Origin of the sequence: Mesorhizobium sp. M1428 (genome assembly GCF_040317515.1) — a bacterium.
Lineage (GTDB): Bacteria > Pseudomonadota > Alphaproteobacteria > Rhizobiales > Rhizobiaceae > Mesorhizobium.
Window position 1 is genome coordinate 234,512 of record NZ_JAMYKT010000007.1, and the last position, 16,535, is coordinate 251,046.

Sequence of the window (16,535 nt, forward strand, 5' to 3'; positions counted from 1 at the left end):
ATTTGCGCACACCCTGACCGGCGCGGTCCAACAAAATCTTGCTCTGCTGCATCGCGATATGCATAAGCGATGCAGCCTGCGGAGAAACAATGATGGCTGACGACGCACCGCTCTGGATCCCGACGCAAGAGCAGATCGACGCGGCGCCGATGACTGCCTTCATGAACGCCGCGGCGAGCGTGGCCGGCAAGGCTTTCTCCTCCTATACCGACCTGCATCGCTGGTCGATCGATGACCGCGAGACCTTCTGGAGCCTGGTCTGGGACTTTTGTGGCATCGTCGGCGACAAGGGCGAACGCGTGCTGGTCGATGGCGACAAGATGCCCGGCGCGACCTTCTTCCCTGATGCGAAGCTGAACTTCGCCGAGAATCTCCTCAAGAAAACCGGCCTTGGCGACGCAATCGTCTTTCGCGGCGAGGACAAGGTCGAGCGGCGGCTGTCCTGGAACGAGCTGCAAGCGCTGACCTCGCGCTTGCAGCAGCTTTTCCTGTCGCTCAAGGTGAAGAAGGGCGACCGCATCGCAGCTATGATGCCCAACATGCCGGAGACTGTTGCTGCGATGCTGGCGGCCGCCTCGATCGGCGCGGTCTGGTCGTCCTGCTCTCCAGATTTCGGCGAGCAGGGGGTTCTCGACCGGTTCGGCCAGATCGAGCCGGTCATATTCATCGCGCCGGACGGCTACTGGTACAATGGCAAGGCGATCGAAGTCGCCGACAAGATCGCGGCCGTGGCGGGCAAGCTCGCCACCGTCCGCAAAGTCCTCATTGTCGACTATCTCGGCACCTCGACCGACGTCGCGGCGACCATCGGCAAGGCGGCTGCGCTGGAAGAGGCGCTGTCACCCTTTGCCGCCAGGCCTATCAGCTACGAGAGGCTGCCGTTTTCGCATCCGCTGTACATCCTGTTTTCATCGGGCACGACCGGCATTCCCAAATGCATTGTCCATTCGGCCGGCGGAACGCTGATCCAGCACGTCAAGGAAGAACGGCTGCATGCCGGCCTGCTCGACGGCGACCGCTTCTTCTACTTCACCACCTGCGGCTGGATGATGTGGAACTGGCTGGTGTCGGGCCTGGCATCGGGCGCCACCTTGCTGCTCTACGACGGCTCGCCGTTCTACCCGGACGGCAATGCGCTGTTCGACTTCGCCGATGCCGAAAAGATGACCTATTTCGGCACCTCGGCCAAATTCATCGATTCCGTGCGCAAGGCCGGCCTCAAGCCGATCCGCACGCATGATCTTTCCAGCGTGCGCACCATCTCCTCGACCGGCTCGCCGCTATCGCCGGAAGATTTCCGCTTCGTCTATGAAGGCATCAAGAAGGACGTGCATCTGGCTTCGATTTCCGGCGGCACCGATATCGTCTCCTGCTTCGTGCTCGGCGTGCCGATCGAACCGGTATGGACCGGCGAGATCCAGGGGCCCGGGCTCGGTCTTGCCGTCGATGTCTGGGACGATGACGGCCGGCCGCTCCGCCAGGAGAAGGGCGAGCTCGTCTGCACCAAGGCGTTTCCGGCGATGCCGATCGGATTCTGGAACGACCCTGACGGCAGGAAATACAAAGCCGCCTATTTCGAACGTTTCGACAATGTCTGGTGCCACGGCGATTTCGCCGAATGGACCGCCCACGGCGGCCTGATCATCCATGGCCGTTCCGACGCCACGCTCAATCCGGGCGGTGTCAGGATCGGCACGGCGGAGATCTACAATCAGGTCGAGCAAATGCCGGAAATCCTCGAAGCGCTGTGCATCGGCCAGGATTTCGACAATGACGTTCGCGTCGTGCTGTTCGTGCGGCTGGCGGCCGGCGTCGAGCTCGATGGCGAGCTGGAAAAACGCATCCGCGCGAAAATCCGCACCGGGGCGAGCCCGCGCCACGTGCCGGCCAAGATCATCGCCGTCAGCGATATTCCGCGAACCAAATCCGGCAAGATCACCGAGCTCGCGGTACGCGACATGGTGCATGGCCGCGCCATCAAGAACAAGGAAGCGCTCGCCAATCCCGAAGCGCTCGAGCTGTTCCGCAACCTGCCGCAGCTCGCCGACTGATCCCGGGGTCCAAGGTCGGAGCCGTTTTGAGGTCTCCGGTATCGTTAACAAATTATCTCTTCGGAATTTACCTAGATTTCATGCGTGGTACACATTGGTAAACTTTCCGGCGTGGCGGTAAGGTTTTGTTAAGGCCCGGCATCGATAGTCGTGCGTAACTTGAGGGAGAAATCCCGTTCCTCTTAGCCCCGAGAGGATCTGATTCGCTCAAGCCCCGTTGTGACAGCAATTCTATCATTCAAGGCGTCCTGTTGGACGCCTTTTTTCTTTGCACCGCTATAGCTAACCGGCGAGCACGCGGGTCGAGGGAAAGGCGACTTCGACCAGGGTTCCCTCGCCGGGCGTCGAATTGATGGTGAACCGGGCACGGTTCGCTTCGACCATCGCCTTGGTCAACGGCAGCCCGAGACCGGTGCCATCGCCGCGGCCGCGCTTCAGCGCATTGATCTGCTTGAACGGCTTCAGTGCCTGCTCGATCTCGGACTGGCTCATGCCTATGCCGGTATCGCGCACGCGCATGACGACATCGCCGGAGATCTCGTAGGCCGTCGACACGATCACCTGGCCGCCGGCCTGCGTGTAGCGGACGGCGTTCGACAGGATGTTGAGCGCGATCTGCCGCACACTGCGCAGATCGGCCACCACTTCCGGCAGCCGCGAGGCGAAGCTGGAGCGGATGATGACGCGCTCCCGGTTGGCTTGCGGCTGCATCATCGCCACGGTCTCGGCCAGTGTGTCGTTGAGCGACACCGCCTCATAGGCCATCTCCTGCTGGCCGGCCTCGATTTTCGAAATGTCGAGCAGGTCGTTGACCAGATCGAGCACGTGGTTGCCCGAACGGTTGATGTCGCGCAGATAATCGCGATAGCGGTCATTGGCCACCGGCCCGAATTTCTCGTCGACCATCAGCTCGGAAAAGCCGATGATGGCGTTGAGCGGCGTGCGGATCTCGTGGCTGATGCGGGCCAGAAAATCGGTCTTCTGCGACGAGGCGCGCTCGGCGACCGCGCGCGCCTGGGTCAGGTCCTCTTCGGCCCGCTTCCACTGGGTGATGTCCCGCACCACCGCGCAGAAGCCGCTGTCGTTGGGCAGCCTGCCGATGGTCATGAACAGCGGAATGAAGCGCCCCTGCGCCTCGCGTCCGATCACCTCGCGGCCATCGTTCATCACACTCGCAACGCCGGGCTCCGACAACCCCTCGAGATAGTCACGCGCCGCGCGCTGGCTTTCGATCGCAAACAGCGAGACGAACTGTTTGCCGGTCACCTCGTCGCTGTCGAAGCCGAACAGCGCCTCCGCCGGACGGCTAATTGAACGGATCGTTCCGTTACGGCCGATCAGCACGACGCCGTCGGTGGCGGTGTCGATGATGGTGCGCATCTCGGCAATGCGTGCCTTGAGCTCGGAAACATCCGGCTGCGTTTGGTCGTCGGCGGCGCCACGTGGAATGGCTGCTGCCTCGTCGTCGCCGGAACGGCGTACGACCAGCATCAGTGCCTTGCCGTTTCCCCAGGGGACGGAGCGTAAAATCGCGTCGATCGGAAACTCCTGACCGTCGCGCGTCTTCAGCCGTAATGAGCGGTCGCCGCCGTCCGAACTGCCGTCGTCGGCATAAGGGTCGGCAAACAGCGCGCCGAGCCCGCCGGCCTCGTCCAGGGCATTGAGCGTCGCATAGCCGGTCAAGCCGAGGAATTCGTCGTTCGCGTAATGCAGCTGGTCGCCGGAATGGATAAGCACCGGCACTGGCAGCTTGCCGAGGATCGAGGTATCCGGCCCCTTGTTGTCCTCTCCGGCAAACGCCGACGGCACGAAGCCGTCGAGTTTGAGCGGTGGTGCCTGCGGCCGCTCGCTGGGCGGCACCTGGCCGGCAACGTCGGCTGCGCTGTCTTCGGACCAATCCTCGCTGTCCTCGGCGTCACGGAAATCTTCGGCTGTCATGCTGTCGTCGTTGCCATCCTGCGGCGCTTCGGCGACGATCGTTCGACGGTTCGTGCTGGGCTCAACGCCTTCCTGCGCTTCATCGCTTGGTTCGCGGTCGGCATAGTCGAGCAGCGATCCGGAAACAGGGCGTGTGACGGGTTCGCTGGCTTGCGCCTCGGCTACCGCCTCATCAGGCTGCTCGCCGTCGAGCCGGGCAAGATCCTTCTGGTCTTCGGCATCGGCCTCGGGCGGTTCGGCGGCAGCCGCCCCGCTTTCCGGACCTTGCGCCGGCATCTCACCCTTGTCCGTCGGGCCGGCTTCTTTCAGCTTTGGCTCGTCGGCCTTGCCGGCTGCCTCGACTTTGGTCGCAACCGGCTTCGGCCTTCCGGCGCTGGGCTGTTCTTCGGCCGGGGTGCTGTCCTTCTTGAGACGCTCGCCAATCTCTCGAAACGCGCTGCGTTCCAGCGTCGACAGGCCCTTGTCGTTGGCCGGCTGCCGGTGCTCGGCCAGCCGGATCACCTTGTCGGCAAAGCGCCGCTCGGGCTTTGGCACGATGGTCAATGCCGGCACTTCGCCCCTGAACGGATCGGCGGGTTTCGGTGTCTCGGGGAGAGGTTCGACGGCTTCCGGCCCGATGGTCTCGGCAGGTATCTCCTCGGCGACAAGGGCCATGCCGGCCGCGTCCGGATCGACCACCGCATCGCCGCTGCGGGCAACGCCGAAACCGCGAAAACCTTCGAAAACGCGGCTGCGGCTGTAAACCGGGAGGGCCGCCAGATCGACGGGTATCTTCCGATCGGTGCCGGCGACCGGCCACAGCACGGAGCGGCCGGACCAGGTGTCGCGCCGTTCGAGCAGGCCGGCAATCTCGCCAGAAGCATCGAGGCCATAGGCGGCCGAAACATCCTCGAAGCGGCGGCCGATGACGTCGGCGGCCGGCTTGCCGACGAGCTCGGCAAATTCCGGCGACAGGGCGCTGAACCGGCCCTCCGCGTCGGTACGCCAGACGAAACGCATGGGTGCCGCCGTGCGATCGATCGCCGAACCGCGGTGTTCGGCCGGGGAGGCGGCTTTGGTGGCTTTTGCGGCGCTTTCCGGCGAACTATCCGCGCCGGCCTGCGAAGCGTCCGGGCTGGTCTCGACTTTGCCGGACGCAGCTGTCCCGGGCAGGCCCTGCGCGTCGTCGCCGGCATTGAAGTACCAATGGTCATGCAGCGTCGGCGCTTCGCCAACCGTGCGGTGATTGTCGGCCGCGTCGACAGGTTCGTGCTCCGCCGATGCGGAGGTGCCTTCGATCGCTGCAGGGTCGATTTCCGCCGCGCCGGTGCTGCCGATTGGCTGCTCGTTGTCCTGATCCGTTGGCTGGGGAAGATCGCCACCGCTCGGTGCCGCTGCTGGCTCGGTTTCCGCGCCGGCACGCTCGCCAGCAGGGGCCTCGCCGTCAAGCCGGTCCTCGTCGATCACCACCAGCAGGTGCCGCTCGTCCGTCAGCCGGGCAAGGCCCGCCGGATAGGAACGGGATCCCCCCGGAACCAGGCGCTTGACGATGCGGTCGCTCTCGTTCGCCACGTCGGCGACAAGCGCGGCCAGCGTCTCGGGCCGGATACCGAGCGCCGAAAAGCCGTCCGAGGCGGCGTCGATATTGCCCTTGGCGTCGACAAAGGCGATGTAGTGGCCGTCTTCGGTAAAGCCACCGATGGCGCGATCGGCGATCTCGGCCGCGCTGCGCGAGCCGGTCTGCGCCGCCGGTAGCGCCAGCACGATGGCTTCCTCGCCATCGGGCATGGTCACCGCGCTGGCCAGGAAGCCGACCGCGCGGCTGGTCAGGCCGGTCGCCAGCCGGACCGTGATGGCACGGTCGAGGCCGATCTGCGGAAAACCGCTGGTCGCCATGATCTGGCGCCTGGCGATCAGCGGCAAACCTGCCGAGGCGCCGATGATCGCGCCGATGTCGGGATAGCCGAATACCGCCGCGCCGGGGCCGTTGGCCCAGATCACCTGCTCGAGATCTGCCGACAAAATGGCGATCGCGTCGCCGGCGGCGAAGCGCAGGCGGACCGCGTCGAGCACGGCGACATCGAGGAAGGAGTAGTTTTCAGCCGGCATGCGCTTGGGGACCCTCACAGAGCGGGCAATTTGCGGTTAACGCTTTGTTAATAAAAGCCGACGGCGCGAAGGTCCACAAGTCATAGCGTGCAACCAATGGAATCTCTAGGCGCGTGGTTAACGCCGCGAGACAAATAATTTATGGTGCGATGCAACAAACATGTTGCAATGCACAAAATTTGCCTTTATGTTGCCATGATAGATGAACGAGACGGCTTTCTGTCAAAGCCGCTGCGCTGAAAAGGATGGAAAATGTCAAGGACCAAGACTGACACGATCGAAAACGTTGAATTCCCGAGCTTCGACGCTTCCAAGGCCACCGACCAGATGCGCGCCTTCGCCGAAAAGGGCGTCGAGCAGTCGAAAGAGGCCTATGCCAAGCTGAAGACCGGCGCCGAGGAGACCCAGAAGGCTCTGGAATCGACCTACGAGACCGCCAAGACCGTGTCCAGCGACCTGTCGCTCAAGACCATTGCCGCCCTGCGCGCCAATGCCGAAGCTGGCTTCTCGCATTTCGAAGCGCTGATCGGCGCCAAGTCGCTGTCGGAAGTCGTTGAGTTGCAGACTGCTTTCCTGCGCAAGCGCGTCGAAATGACCGTCGAGCAGGCCAAGGACTTCCAGGCGGTTGCTGCCAAGGCGGCCGAGGACGTATCCAAGCCGATCAAGACCGCCTTCGAGAAGGCCGTGAAAGAAATTAAGATCGCCTAATATTTGCACACAGTTTGACGATGCATCAAAAGGTCGCATTTCGTCAGACAAATAGGTGTGCGATATAGTGGTTTAAGCGAATACCCGGCGGGTGGAACCTCCTCCCTCTGCTCACCGGGATAACCAGCCAGCACCTCCTCCCGCTGGCTCGTAACAGGAAAAGGCCGGCACCTCCTCCCGCCGGCCTTTTCTTTGTCCGGCGAAAAATGACGCGATGCCGGAGCGATCCTTTGCTTTGCCAAAAGCCTTGAATTAAACTCCGATAGCCCGTATGGACGCATCGCCGAACGACAGAGCGGGTCCCGGAGAATGAACGTTCCGTCTGGATCTCGCTCGGGCAAGCGTGCCGTTGTAGCTCAGATGGTTAGAGCGCCGGATTGTGGATCCGGAGGTCGCTGGTTCGATCCCAGCCAACGGTACCATTCAGCTTTCAGCCAGGGTTTCTGACCAATAGCGCCAAGCGATCTTTACGATCCTGGCGCGGTCACCTGCGATCCCGCCTGACGCGCACCGCGCAGGTGATCCACGAGGGCTCTCAGCTTCGGCGCGATATTCCGTCGGCTGGGAAAATAAAGATAGAAGCCGGCAAACGGCGGAAAATAGCCGTCGAGGATTGGCACGAGCTCGCCGCGGTCGATCCAGGGGCGGAATGTGTCCGCCATGCCAAACGTGATCCCGGCGCCAGCAACGGCCAGCCGGATCATCAGCCACATGTCGTTGGTGGTGATCTCGGGCGCAACCGCCACGTCGAACTCGCGCCCGTCCTCGCCAAACTCCCACCGATAGGGCGAAACTCCCGGCGCCGGCCGCCAGCCGATACAGCGATGAGCCACAAGCTCGCGCGGATGGGCGGGTGCTCCGAACTTTTCGAGATAGCGCGGGGCGCAGACGGCCATCTGTCGCTGATCGCCCGACACCGGCACGGCAATCATATCCTGCTCGATCACTTCGCCGAGCCTTACTCCCGCATCATAGCCTTCGGCAACGATGTCGAATTCCTCGTCGGTGACCACAATATCCAGATGCACCTCGGGAAACTTTTCTGCAAAGGACGCCAGCAACGGTCCTGACAGAAAGGCCTCGGCGATCGACGAAACCGCGATCCGCAGGCGGCCGCGCGGGCGGTCCAGAAACTCCGTGATGGCTTCGACTGCCGCGTTCACATCGGCTATCGCCGGTGCGACGCTCGCCAGCAGGCGCTCGCCCGCTTCGGTCAGGTTAACGCTGCGTGTCGTGCGCTGCAGTAATGCGATGCCAAGGCGCTGTTCAAGCCTGAGGATGCTCTGGCTGACCGCTGAGCGCGTCACGCCCAGCCGGTCTGCCGCAGCGCGAAAATTGCGTTCCTCGGCCACCGCGACGAAGACGGCAATTGCATTGAGATCGATGTCCATTGGTTAGTAAAACTTACCATCGAGGTTAACGGCGGGCGGGTTATCGCGACAATGCCATGGCTCTATCTCTGTCGCAACGGCAAGAAGGCTTGATCCTCCCGATCCAAGCCGAAGCCGGTCGACAAAGGAGATATCCCATGACATCACTCCCTTCTTCTTGGGACCTGGATGGAAAAGTCGCCCTCGTGACGGGCGCGGCACGCGGCATCGGCCGCTGCGCGGCGGAACTGCTGCGGGCGCGGGGCGCCCGGATCGTGGCAAGCGATCTCAGCGACAGCGTACGCGAATTGGAAGCCGAGGACGTGGCAACCCTGGTCGGCGATGTCGCCGACGAGGATCTGGCCAGACGCTCGGTCGAACTCGCGGCGAAGCGCTTCGGACGACTGGACATCGTCGTGAACAATGCCGGTCGCACGCTCAACAAACGTCTGACGGAGACCTCGGTCGACGACTATGACCGCATTCTGCAGATCAATGCGCGCGGCAGCTTTGTCACCGCCCGGGCCGCAGTGGAATTGATGGTCGCCGGCGGTGGCGGCTCGATCGTCAATGTCTCGTCGATCTCGGCCGTCGCGGCCTTCGAGACGCAGGCGGCCTATGCCTCCTCCAAGGCGGCTGTCGCACAGCTGACCAAGGTGATCGCGATCGAATATGGGCGCATGCGCATTCGCTGCAACGCCGTTGCCCCTGGCGTGATCGAAACCGACATCATGGAAGGCGTGGTGGAAAATGGCCGGGAGATGCTGCGCAGCTTCGGCGATGCGCATCCGATCGGCCGGATCGGCCAGCCGCAAGAAGTTGCCGAGGCCATCGCCTTTCTTGCCTCGCCGGCGTCCAGCTTCATCACCGGGGCCTTGCTTCTGGTCGATGGCGGCTACACCGCCCAGTGAGTCCCAATAGGGTCGGCGCACTGCGGGAGCTCACCCATGCGCCACCCTTCACGTCGTGAAAATAATCACAGAACCAAAAGGATCATCTCGAGGACCATGAACAAAGTTGTTCTGATCACCGGTGCCTCCAGCGGCATCGGCGCTGGCATTGCCCGCGAACTTGGCGTGGCAGGTGCGAAGCTGATGCTCGGCGCACGCCGCACCGACCGCCTTGAAGCGCTTGCGGCCGAAATCGAGGCAGCTGGTGGAACAGTTCGCGTGCGAGCGCTGGACGTCACCAGAAGGGAGGATGTCGCAGCATTCGCCGATGCCGCCCGGGCCGAATGGGGCCAGGTCGATGTCATCGTCAACAATGCGAGCGTCATGCCGCTGTCGGCCATGGCAGCCATGAAGGTCGACGAGTGGGAGCTGATGGTGGACGTCAACATCAAGGGTGTTCTGTACGGCATCGCGGCGGTCCTGCCCGAGATGACGGCACGTGGTTCCGGGCATATCATCAATATCGGTTCCATCGGCGCGCTGGCCGTCTCGCCCACGGCTGCCGTTTATTGCGCAACGAAATACGCTGTCCGCGCGATTTCCGATGGGCTCCGCCAGGAGAGTGACGATATCCGCGTAACCTGCATTCATCCTGGCGTGGTGGAAAGCGAGCTGGCGAAGACGATCTCCGACGAAGCCGCTGCCGCCGCCATGAAAACCTGGCGTGCTATTGCGCTGCAACCCGATGCCATCGCCAGGGCAGTGCGCTACGCAATCGAACAGCCCGACGATGTCGACGTCAACGAGATCGTCGTGCGCCCGACGAAGGCGGCGCATTGATGCGATCCACTTTGGCCGCAGTGCTTACGGGTATTGCCGTCGCAGTAGCTCCAACCGGCCTGACCCTTCCTTCAACTCCAATTCTTGCGGAGCAACCAATGACGCACCAAGATCACCCCTATGTCGGAATGTGGGTCACCGAGGATCGCCATATCAGGCACGAACTCCTGCCGAACGGCCGTCATGACGAAGCGCGCGGTGACCGCGAGAGCGCCTATCGGGGACGCTATGAAGTGCAGGGCAATCACATAGAATACTGGGACGATACGGGCTTCACCGCGGATGGTGAGTTCGTCGAAGGCGTCCTCTATCATGCCGGCATGATCCTTTATCGCCAGCGGTAGAGAGCCGCCCTGAGACAAGCACTTCAGGGTTCCACAAGACGCTGTTGCATGCCTTGCATGAGGCGCTCGGCAGCTTGCACTGCAAGGCCCGTCACACCACATATCTCCCAGCAAGCGCGGCGGAAAGAAGCAGGACCGCGAGCAGAGTCGACATTGCAAATGCTTGTCACTATATAGCGGCGGCTTTGACGGCTCGCCTTTTATGTCGTGCCAGCGAGAGCGCGGTAAATGTGCTAGCTATTGTGACATCTATTGTGATCTAAAACGGCTTGAAAACCGAAAAAAAGCAAATAGAAACAATAGCGCGGGTCGAAAGTTTCCTCGAGAGAATCAGTCCTCAAGAACTAGAACGTGCTCCTTGAACCCTCCATTCCCTTCGGCTCTGTGGACCTCGGACAAGTTCGGCTTGCCGGGCGAAGCCGACTCGGCTCGAATGGCAGCACGCATCTTTTCGAAGATGCCGACGTTTATGATTACCAACCGGCATAGCCGCTAGGGAAACAGCAGTATGAGTGAACACGCGATCGAGTTCTTGCGCGGGTGGATTGGCGAAAAAGTCCACTGCCAGCCCTCGCCAGCCAGAATCGAGAAGCAGGCCGAGACCCTCGCCAGGGAATGTGCGGCCAAGGCCGCCGAAGCCGGCATACCCCTGGAGGATATCCAGGAAGAGGTCGGCGACATTCAGGAGCTCATTGCTTCAAGGCTCGAAGAAGCGGCCGAGGCCGAGCAGGACGAGCGGCATTCGAATAAGCCCGCCGGCTGACGGCAAAACCTGCCGGGCGAACATTGCCTGTCTGATGCAGTTGCGCGGTCTTATCGCCGCGCAGCTTTGACAAATCTCTCTTGGAGCCATGTTTTAGGCAACGCCGGCACGAAATTGCCGTCGCGCCCGGTCATGTCTTCATTGGCGACCAGCGCGTTGAGGATTGCTTCCTCCACGCTCTGAACGACGGCGTCGAAGAACGGATTGATGTCGGCATCCGGTATGTAACCGGCGCTGGCCAATTTGCCGGCCGCGCCGCGCGCCGCATCGGCATTGGCCGTGCTGAAGGCCAGAAAAATATCGCCGGATGAATTATATCCATAGCCGCCGGTCAGCGCGACGCCGAGCGGCACGCGTTTCGCCAGCCGTTTCAACTGATGCGGCATGAATGGCGCGTCGGTGGCGACGATCGCGATGATCGAGCTCTTTTCCGCTCGCGGCGTGTTGTCCCGGATCGCCGGTTCGGCGAGTTCCGCTCCAGCCCTGATGCCACGGATCACGAGGTTTCGCCGCGCACCGAAATTCGACTGGACGAAGCAGCCGATCGTAAAACGCTCTCCGTTCCAGTCGACGCTGCGCGAGGATGTGCCCGATCCCGCCTTGAAGCCGAAGGTAATCATGCCGGTGCCGCCGCCGACGCTACCCTCTTCGAGCGGCCCGGTTTCAGCCGTTTCGAGCGCGGAAAACACGTGCTCGAAGCTCACATGATAGCCGTTGATATCGTTGAGGAAGCCATCATAGGTCTCGCCCGCCACCGGCAGCGCCCAGGCGCTGTCGAGCGCTCGCGGCAGCACCGTCTGCATCCAGCGCAGCGTTGCGTCGCGGCTGACGCCGCAGGAATGCGTGTTGGTGATGGTGATGGGAAGATTGAACCCTCCGAGCTCCTCTATCAGATGCGAGCCGGTCAGTTCGCCATTGCCATTGGCGCTGAACACGCCCGCAAACGCAGGGACGGCCAACTCGTCTCTGGGCCGTGGCAGGATCGCGGTCACGCCGGTGCGTACCGGACCCTTGCCGACGACGAGCGGCCCATCCCCCGAGATCAGCGTGGTATAGCCGACCGTCACGCCAGGCACATCGGTGATGGCATTGAAGCGGCCTGGCGTGCCCTCGAATGGGATGGCGAAGGCACGGGCGCGCAGTTTGCCCGAGGGCGTCGCAAGATGCGGGTCGGTCATTTCTTCCTCAGAAAAGCGAACCTTGGCCGCCCGGCGCCTTGAGCTTGGCCGCGGGCTTGGCAACCGTCTTCGGCCGCGCCGTGCCACTGATGGCGACTGCATCGGCGGTGCCGTCGGCGAACTCCAGCGAAAGCGCCATTCCCGACGCGACTTCCGCCGCATGCTTGATCACCGCGCCGTCCGCATCCTTGACCAGCGCGAAGCCTCGCGCCAGCACGGCCTTGTGCGAGAGCGTCGCCAGCAGCCGGTCGGCCTGCGTCAGCTTTCCACGCAGCCGGTCCAGCCGCCGCGAAATCGCCTGGTCCTGCCGCCGTGTCAGTGCCAGCAGGGCATCGCCTTGCAGTTTCTGCCGTCTGGCGATCGGCGCCGGTGACAGTCTCGTCGCCGTGCGTGAAAACCGCGCCCGACGCTCGCGCACGATGGCGAAGAACGCCGCTTGCGCACGGGCAAGGTCGCGGCGGGTCAGCGTGCGCGCTTCGTTCATGCGTCGCGACAAAGTCGCCGGCGTCAGCCGCTGCCCCAGAAGCCTGCCCCGCTTGCGCTCGACGCTGACCGACAGCGCCCGGCCGAGCCGGCTCGTCGCCTCGTCGAAGCGCCGCCGCGGCAGCGCCAGCAACTGGTCGGGCGAGGGCAGCGCCCGGGCGGCTGCGCGCGCCGCCTGCCGCTTTCGTTCGAAATTGCGCGACAGTGCGGTCTTCAACCGCGCGCCAAGGCCGGCAAGCGTCGCTTCGAGGTCGACCTTGACCGGCACGGCGATCTCGGCGGCGCCTGTCGGCGTCGGCGCCCGCACATCCGCCGCCAGATCGACCAGCGTCCAGTCGGTCTCGTGGCCGACGGCGGAAATCACCGGAATGCCCGATGCGGCGACGGCCCGGGCGAGCGCTTCGTCGTTGAAGCCCCACAGATCCTCCAGGCTGCCGCCGCCGCGCGCCACGATCAACAGGTCGGGCCGTGCGATGGCGCCGTCCCATGGCAGTGCGTTGAAGCCGTTGACGGCAGCGGTCACTTCCGCACCAGCCGTCTCGCCCTGCACCCGCACCGGCCAGACCAGCACGTGCAGCGGAAACCGGTCCTTGATGCGGTGGATGATGTCGCGGATGACGGCGCCTGTCGGCGAGGTGACGACGCCGATGACGCGCGGCATGAATGGCAGACGCCGCTTGCGCGCCGCGTCGAACAGGCCTTCGGCCTGCAGCCGGCGCTTGCGCTCGTCAAGCAGCGCCATCAGCGCACCGGCACCGGCCGGCTCGAGATTGTCGATGACGATCTGGTAGGTGGACTTTCCGGGATAGGTGGTCAGCCGGCCGGTGGCGATCACCTCCATGCCTTCCTCGGGACGGAATTTCAGCCGGCTCATCGCGGTCTTCCACACCACGGCGTCGAGCCGCGCGCGATCGTCCTTCAGGCAGAAATAGGCATGGCCGGAGGAATGCGGTCCGCGATAGCCGGAAATCTCGCCGCGCACCCGCACATTGCCGAAGACGTCCTCGACCGTGCGCTTCAGCGCGCCGGAAATCTCGCTCACCGTGTATTCGGTGGCGTTGGTGCGTGATTCGGATGCTGCGTCGCTCATCGGCAGATTGGGGGACGGTTGTTGGCCGCCGTCAAGGCGGCCGTGTTCGATGTCTGCCCCAATTGCAATCCCTCACCAGCCCGGCAGGATCTGGTTCGGCTTGGTCCGCTTCATCTTGGCGAAGGCTAGCGCGGCGAAATCGAACGTCCCGGTCTCTTCGCCAAGCGGCACGGAAATGTTGTCCAGGCTTTCCGAAATGTGGCGCGCGAGCGCATCGACGATCTCCGGCCGCGAGGTCTGGCCGCGCATGATGCCGATGCGGCAATCGGGCAGGGCGCCGAAACCGTCGGCCTCGCCCAGCACCCGCATGCCGGGCCTGAGCGCGCATTCCGGCAGCACCGAGATCGCCAGGCCGGAAAGCACCGCCGCGGCGATGACTGTAGCCGAGAAGCTGGTGAACAGGATGCGGTAGTCGCGGTTCTGCTGGTCGAGCACGTCGGCGGCGGCGCGCCGCCAGATGCAGTTCGGCCGGCCGAAGGCCATCGGCAGGATCGGCTGCTCATGCGTCGCGTGGTTGGCCGAGGTGACCCACAACAGCGGTTCGCGCCGCACCACTTCCGACTGGCCGCGCGCGTCGTTGTGCGTCACCAGTGCCAGGTCGAGATTGCCGCGCTTGATGTGTTCGACCAGTCCCGGCGTCGGCTCGCAGATAACGGTCAGTTCGACATGCGGGTTGGAACGGGCAAACCGCGCCATGATCTCGGGCAGGAAGCGATCGGCATAGTCATCCGGCGTGCCGATGCGGATGGTGCCTTCGAGCCGGCGGTCGTCGAATGCGGCCAGTGTTTCCTTGTTGAGATAAAGCAGCCGCCTTGCGTAGGAGAGCAGCCGGTCGCCCTCCTCGGTCAGCCTGTTGGTGCGGCCGTCTTTTTCGAACAGCGGCTTGCCGATCCGTTCCTCCAGCCGCCGCATCTGCATCGACACCGCAGACTGGGTCCGATGCACCGCTTCCGCCGCGCGGGTAAAGCTGCCGGTGTCGACAATCGAGATGAAGGTCTGCAACTGATCGAGATCGAGCGGCGCTTTCATTGGCCTAATCCATCATTGATGCTGATGCTAAAGATTAGAAACATTCGTTGGATTAATCAATCGCGCCATGGCAAATTCCGATTGTCCACATGAAGGCATGTGAATCGAAGCCGGAACGGCCGCTGTCGCCAGCGCCCGATCGACCGGTTTCGCCCGTTCGAATGTGAAGGAGACCGACATGGCTACGTTTGATTTCGCTACCGAGACCTCGCGCATCACTTCGCGTCCGGCCGTTGCGACGCGCGTGGCCAATGCCGCTGCCAATGTTTACCGCGCCTGGAAAAACCGCCGCGCCTTTTATCGCCTCGGCGAGATGTCGGATGCCGAGCTCGCCGACATCGGCCTGACCCGCGCCGACCTGCACGTCGCTGTCGGTGTGCCCTTTGGCCGCGATCCTACCGAACGGCTTCGCGTCATCGCGGTCGAGCGCGCCGAAACGATCGAGGATCTTGCCCGCAAGGTGGTGTGATCGCGTGATTTCGTCGTTCGGGCGCGTTGAACCTTTTTGAGGCACGACGCCACCAAGTTACGCAGGCTCCCCACTCCCTGCCGGATCCCCCCGGCCAGCCTGCGCGCTGCCCGGTCCTCCCAGGACCGGGCTTTCTTTTTGGGCGGCACTGACAGAGCCCCATCGCGATTTTTATCGGGATGGAACAGGTTCTACCGCCGGCCCATGCCCTGCTTGAACTGGTCGAAGATCGACTCCATGCCTTTCTGGTAGTCGTCGCGCTGCTGGGCGCCCGTCTCGAACATCTTGCCGAACAGGTCGTCGAACGGATTTCTCGGCCTGCCGCTCGGATTGGCCTGCGGCTGCGGCGCCTGGGGCTGCTGCGGCGCCTGACGCGGCTGAGACTGCGGTGCGCCACCGCCGAACATGTCCTGCAGTACTTTGCCGAGCGGATTGTCACCATAAGGGTTCTGTGTTTGCTGGGGCTGGTTCTGCGGCTGCTGCGGCTGTGGTACGCCGCCGCCGAACATATCCTGCAGTACTTTGCCGAGCGGATTGTCACCATAAGGGCTCTGTGTCTGCTGCGGCTGGCTTTGCGGCTGCTGCCCGCCGCCGAACATGTCCTGCAGCACTTTGCCGAGCGGGTTGTCGCCGTAAGGGCTCTGCGTCTGTTGCGGCTGCTGCCCGCCGAACATGTCCTGCAGCATCTTGCCGAGCGGGTTATCCGTGGGGCCTGCAGGCTGAGGGGCCGGCGCCTGGGCGCCGCCCGCCTGCCGCATCATCTGCTCGATGAGCTCGCCAAGCGGATTGCCGCCACTGCCTGCCGCATGCATCTGTCCGCCCAGCTGGTTGGTGGTCTGCTTGAACAGCCCGCCCATCATCATCGAGGCGATTGCCGGCAGCATCTGCTGCAGGACCTGCTGGCTGACGCCGCTCGCCTGGGCGGCCTGGCTGGCGACGGCCCGCGACAGGTCCTTCGAGCCGAACAAATGGCCGAGAATGCCGTTGCCTTCATCGAGGCCCTGCGGCGAGAAGGCCCGGCTTGCATCCTCGAAATATTTGGCGTGCTGGCCGCTGGCCATCGCCGTCATGAAGGAGCCGAGTCCATAAGGATCGGACGTATTGCGCTTCAGGCCCTGCGAAAAGGCCGGCAGCAGCGCCGCGACCGCCGCCTGCGTCTGCTGCTGCGACAGCCCGAACTGCTGGGCCAGCGCCTGCATGCCGTTGCCGTTCTGGGCCTGTGCCAGAATATCGAACAAGGAAGGCATTGTTTTCTCCTCCGGGAAAATCCTCGTTGGAGAAGCCTAGTTCGTTT

The 16,535-nt window shown here is 63.4% G+C and carries 13 protein-coding genes and 1 tRNA gene; 8 read left to right on the forward strand and 6 right to left on the reverse strand.

Going from position 1 to position 16,535, the window contains the following annotated elements:
- The first annotated feature begins 92 nt into the window (after positions 1-92).
- Positions 93-2,051 (forward strand): acetoacetate--CoA ligase, encoded by a 1,959-nt coding sequence (locus NKG60_RS12990; RefSeq protein ID WP_352664021.1) that lies wholly within the window; start codon positions 93-95, stop codon positions 2,049-2,051.
- A 282-nt stretch (positions 2,052-2,333) separates the two neighbouring features.
- Here NKG60_RS12990 and NKG60_RS12995 read toward each other — a convergent pair whose 3' ends face one another.
- Entirely contained in the window at positions 2,334-6,077 is a 3,744-nt protein-coding gene (locus NKG60_RS12995) for a PAS domain S-box protein (protein WP_352868514.1), read from the reverse strand.
- A gap of 252 nt (positions 6,078-6,329) precedes the next feature.
- Between NKG60_RS12995 and NKG60_RS13000 the strand changes: the two genes are divergently transcribed.
- Both NKG60_RS13000 and NKG60_RS13005 read left to right on the forward strand, forming a co-directional pair.
- On the forward strand, positions 6,330-6,785 hold the full coding sequence (locus tag NKG60_RS13000) for a phasin (protein ID WP_352664017.1): 456 nt from the start codon (positions 6,330-6,332) through the stop codon (positions 6,783-6,785).
- Between the two features lie 345 nt (positions 6,786-7,130).
- A tRNA-His gene (locus NKG60_RS13005) sits at positions 7,131-7,207 on the forward strand.
- A 45-nt stretch (positions 7,208-7,252) separates the two neighbouring features.
- On the opposite strand, the gene NKG60_RS13010 is transcribed toward NKG60_RS13005, so the two are convergent.
- A complete protein-coding gene (locus NKG60_RS13010; RefSeq protein WP_352664015.1) occupies positions 7,253-8,176 on the reverse strand; it encodes a LysR family transcriptional regulator in 924 nt (307 codons plus the stop codon).
- Positions 8,177-8,313: 137 nt separating this feature from the next.
- Between NKG60_RS13010 and NKG60_RS13015 the strand changes: the two genes are divergently transcribed.
- From NKG60_RS13015 to NKG60_RS13030, 4 genes are all read left to right on the forward strand, one after another.
- Positions 8,314-9,066: an SDR family NAD(P)-dependent oxidoreductase gene (locus NKG60_RS13015; RefSeq protein ID WP_352664013.1), complete on the forward strand. Its 753-nt coding sequence runs from the start codon at positions 8,314-8,316 to the stop codon at positions 9,064-9,066.
- Between the two features lie 96 nt (positions 9,067-9,162).
- Entirely contained in the window at positions 9,163-9,885 is a 723-nt protein-coding gene (locus NKG60_RS13020) for an SDR family oxidoreductase (protein ID WP_352664011.1), read from the forward strand.
- Positions 9,885-10,229, forward strand: coding sequence for an Atu4866 domain-containing protein (locus tag NKG60_RS13025; protein WP_352664009.1), 345 nt, complete (start codon positions 9,885-9,887; stop codon positions 10,227-10,229). The genes NKG60_RS13020 and NKG60_RS13025 overlap by 1 nt, the downstream gene beginning before the upstream one ends.
- Before the next feature lie 508 nt (positions 10,230-10,737).
- Entirely contained in the window at positions 10,738-10,992 is a 255-nt protein-coding gene (locus NKG60_RS13030) for a hypothetical protein (protein ID WP_352465001.1), read from the forward strand.
- Positions 10,993-11,042: 50 nt separating this feature from the next.
- Here NKG60_RS13030 and NKG60_RS13035 read toward each other — a convergent pair whose 3' ends face one another.
- The 3 genes from NKG60_RS13035 to NKG60_RS13045 form a co-directional block, all read right to left on the reverse strand.
- Positions 11,043-12,170, reverse strand: coding sequence for a DmpA family aminopeptidase (locus NKG60_RS13035; protein ID WP_352974982.1), 1,128 nt, complete (start codon positions 12,168-12,170; stop codon positions 11,043-11,045).
- Positions 12,171-12,177: 7 nt separating this feature from the next.
- Entirely contained in the window at positions 12,178-13,743 is a 1,566-nt protein-coding gene (xseA, locus tag NKG60_RS13040) for an exodeoxyribonuclease VII large subunit (RefSeq protein WP_352664005.1), read from the reverse strand.
- A 72-nt stretch (positions 13,744-13,815) separates the two neighbouring features.
- Positions 13,816-14,772 carry a LysR substrate-binding domain-containing protein gene (locus tag NKG60_RS13045; protein WP_023716458.1) on the reverse strand — a complete coding sequence of 319 codons (957 nt, stop codon included), beginning with the start codon at positions 14,770-14,772 and terminating at the stop codon, positions 13,816-13,818.
- Positions 14,773-14,950: 178 nt separating this feature from the next.
- On the opposite strand from NKG60_RS13045, the gene NKG60_RS13050 reads away from it, so the two are divergent.
- A complete protein-coding gene (locus NKG60_RS13050; protein ID WP_254819306.1) occupies positions 14,951-15,241 on the forward strand; it encodes a DUF1127 domain-containing protein in 291 nt (96 codons plus the stop codon).
- Between the two features lie 191 nt (positions 15,242-15,432).
- Here the strand turns inward: NKG60_RS13050 and NKG60_RS13055 are convergent, their stop codons facing one another.
- Positions 15,433-16,488, reverse strand: a complete 1,056-nt coding sequence (locus tag NKG60_RS13055) for a DUF937 domain-containing protein (protein ID WP_352664003.1) — start codon at positions 16,486-16,488, stop codon at positions 15,433-15,435.
- Positions 16,489-16,535 lie beyond the last annotated feature (47 nt).

Coding starts and splice junctions, on each gene's coding strand:
- NKG60_RS12990 (WP_352664021.1), top strand. CDS start 93: ATGGCTGACGACGCACCGCTCTGGATCCCGACGCAAGAGCAGATCGAC.
- NKG60_RS12995 (WP_352868514.1), bottom strand. CDS start 6,077: ATGCCGGCTGAAAACTACTCCTTCCTCGATGTCGCCGTGCTCGACGCG.
- NKG60_RS13000 (WP_352664017.1), top strand. CDS start 6,330: ATGTCAAGGACCAAGACTGACACGATCGAAAACGTTGAATTCCCGAGC.
- NKG60_RS13010 (WP_352664015.1), bottom strand. CDS start 8,176: ATGGACATCGATCTCAATGCAATTGCCGTCTTCGTCGCGGTGGCCGAG.
- NKG60_RS13015 (WP_352664013.1), top strand. CDS start 8,314: ATGACATCACTCCCTTCTTCTTGGGACCTGGATGGAAAAGTCGCCCTC.
- NKG60_RS13020 (WP_352664011.1), top strand. CDS start 9,163: ATGAACAAAGTTGTTCTGATCACCGGTGCCTCCAGCGGCATCGGCGCT.
- NKG60_RS13025 (WP_352664009.1), top strand. CDS start 9,885: ATGCGATCCACTTTGGCCGCAGTGCTTACGGGTATTGCCGTCGCAGTA.
- NKG60_RS13030 (WP_352465001.1), top strand. CDS start 10,738: ATGAGTGAACACGCGATCGAGTTCTTGCGCGGGTGGATTGGCGAAAAA.
- NKG60_RS13035 (WP_352974982.1), bottom strand. CDS start 12,170: ATGACCGACCCGCATCTTGCGACGCCCTCGGGCAAACTGCGCGCCCGT.
- xseA (WP_352664005.1), bottom strand. CDS start 13,743: ATGAGCGACGCAGCATCCGAATCACGCACCAACGCCACCGAATACACG.
- NKG60_RS13045 (WP_023716458.1), bottom strand. CDS start 14,772: ATGAAAGCGCCGCTCGATCTCGATCAGTTGCAGACCTTCATCTCGATT.
- NKG60_RS13050 (WP_254819306.1), top strand. CDS start 14,951: ATGGCTACGTTTGATTTCGCTACCGAGACCTCGCGCATCACTTCGCGT.
- NKG60_RS13055 (WP_352664003.1), bottom strand. CDS start 16,488: ATGCCTTCCTTGTTCGATATTCTGGCACAGGCCCAGAACGGCAACGGC.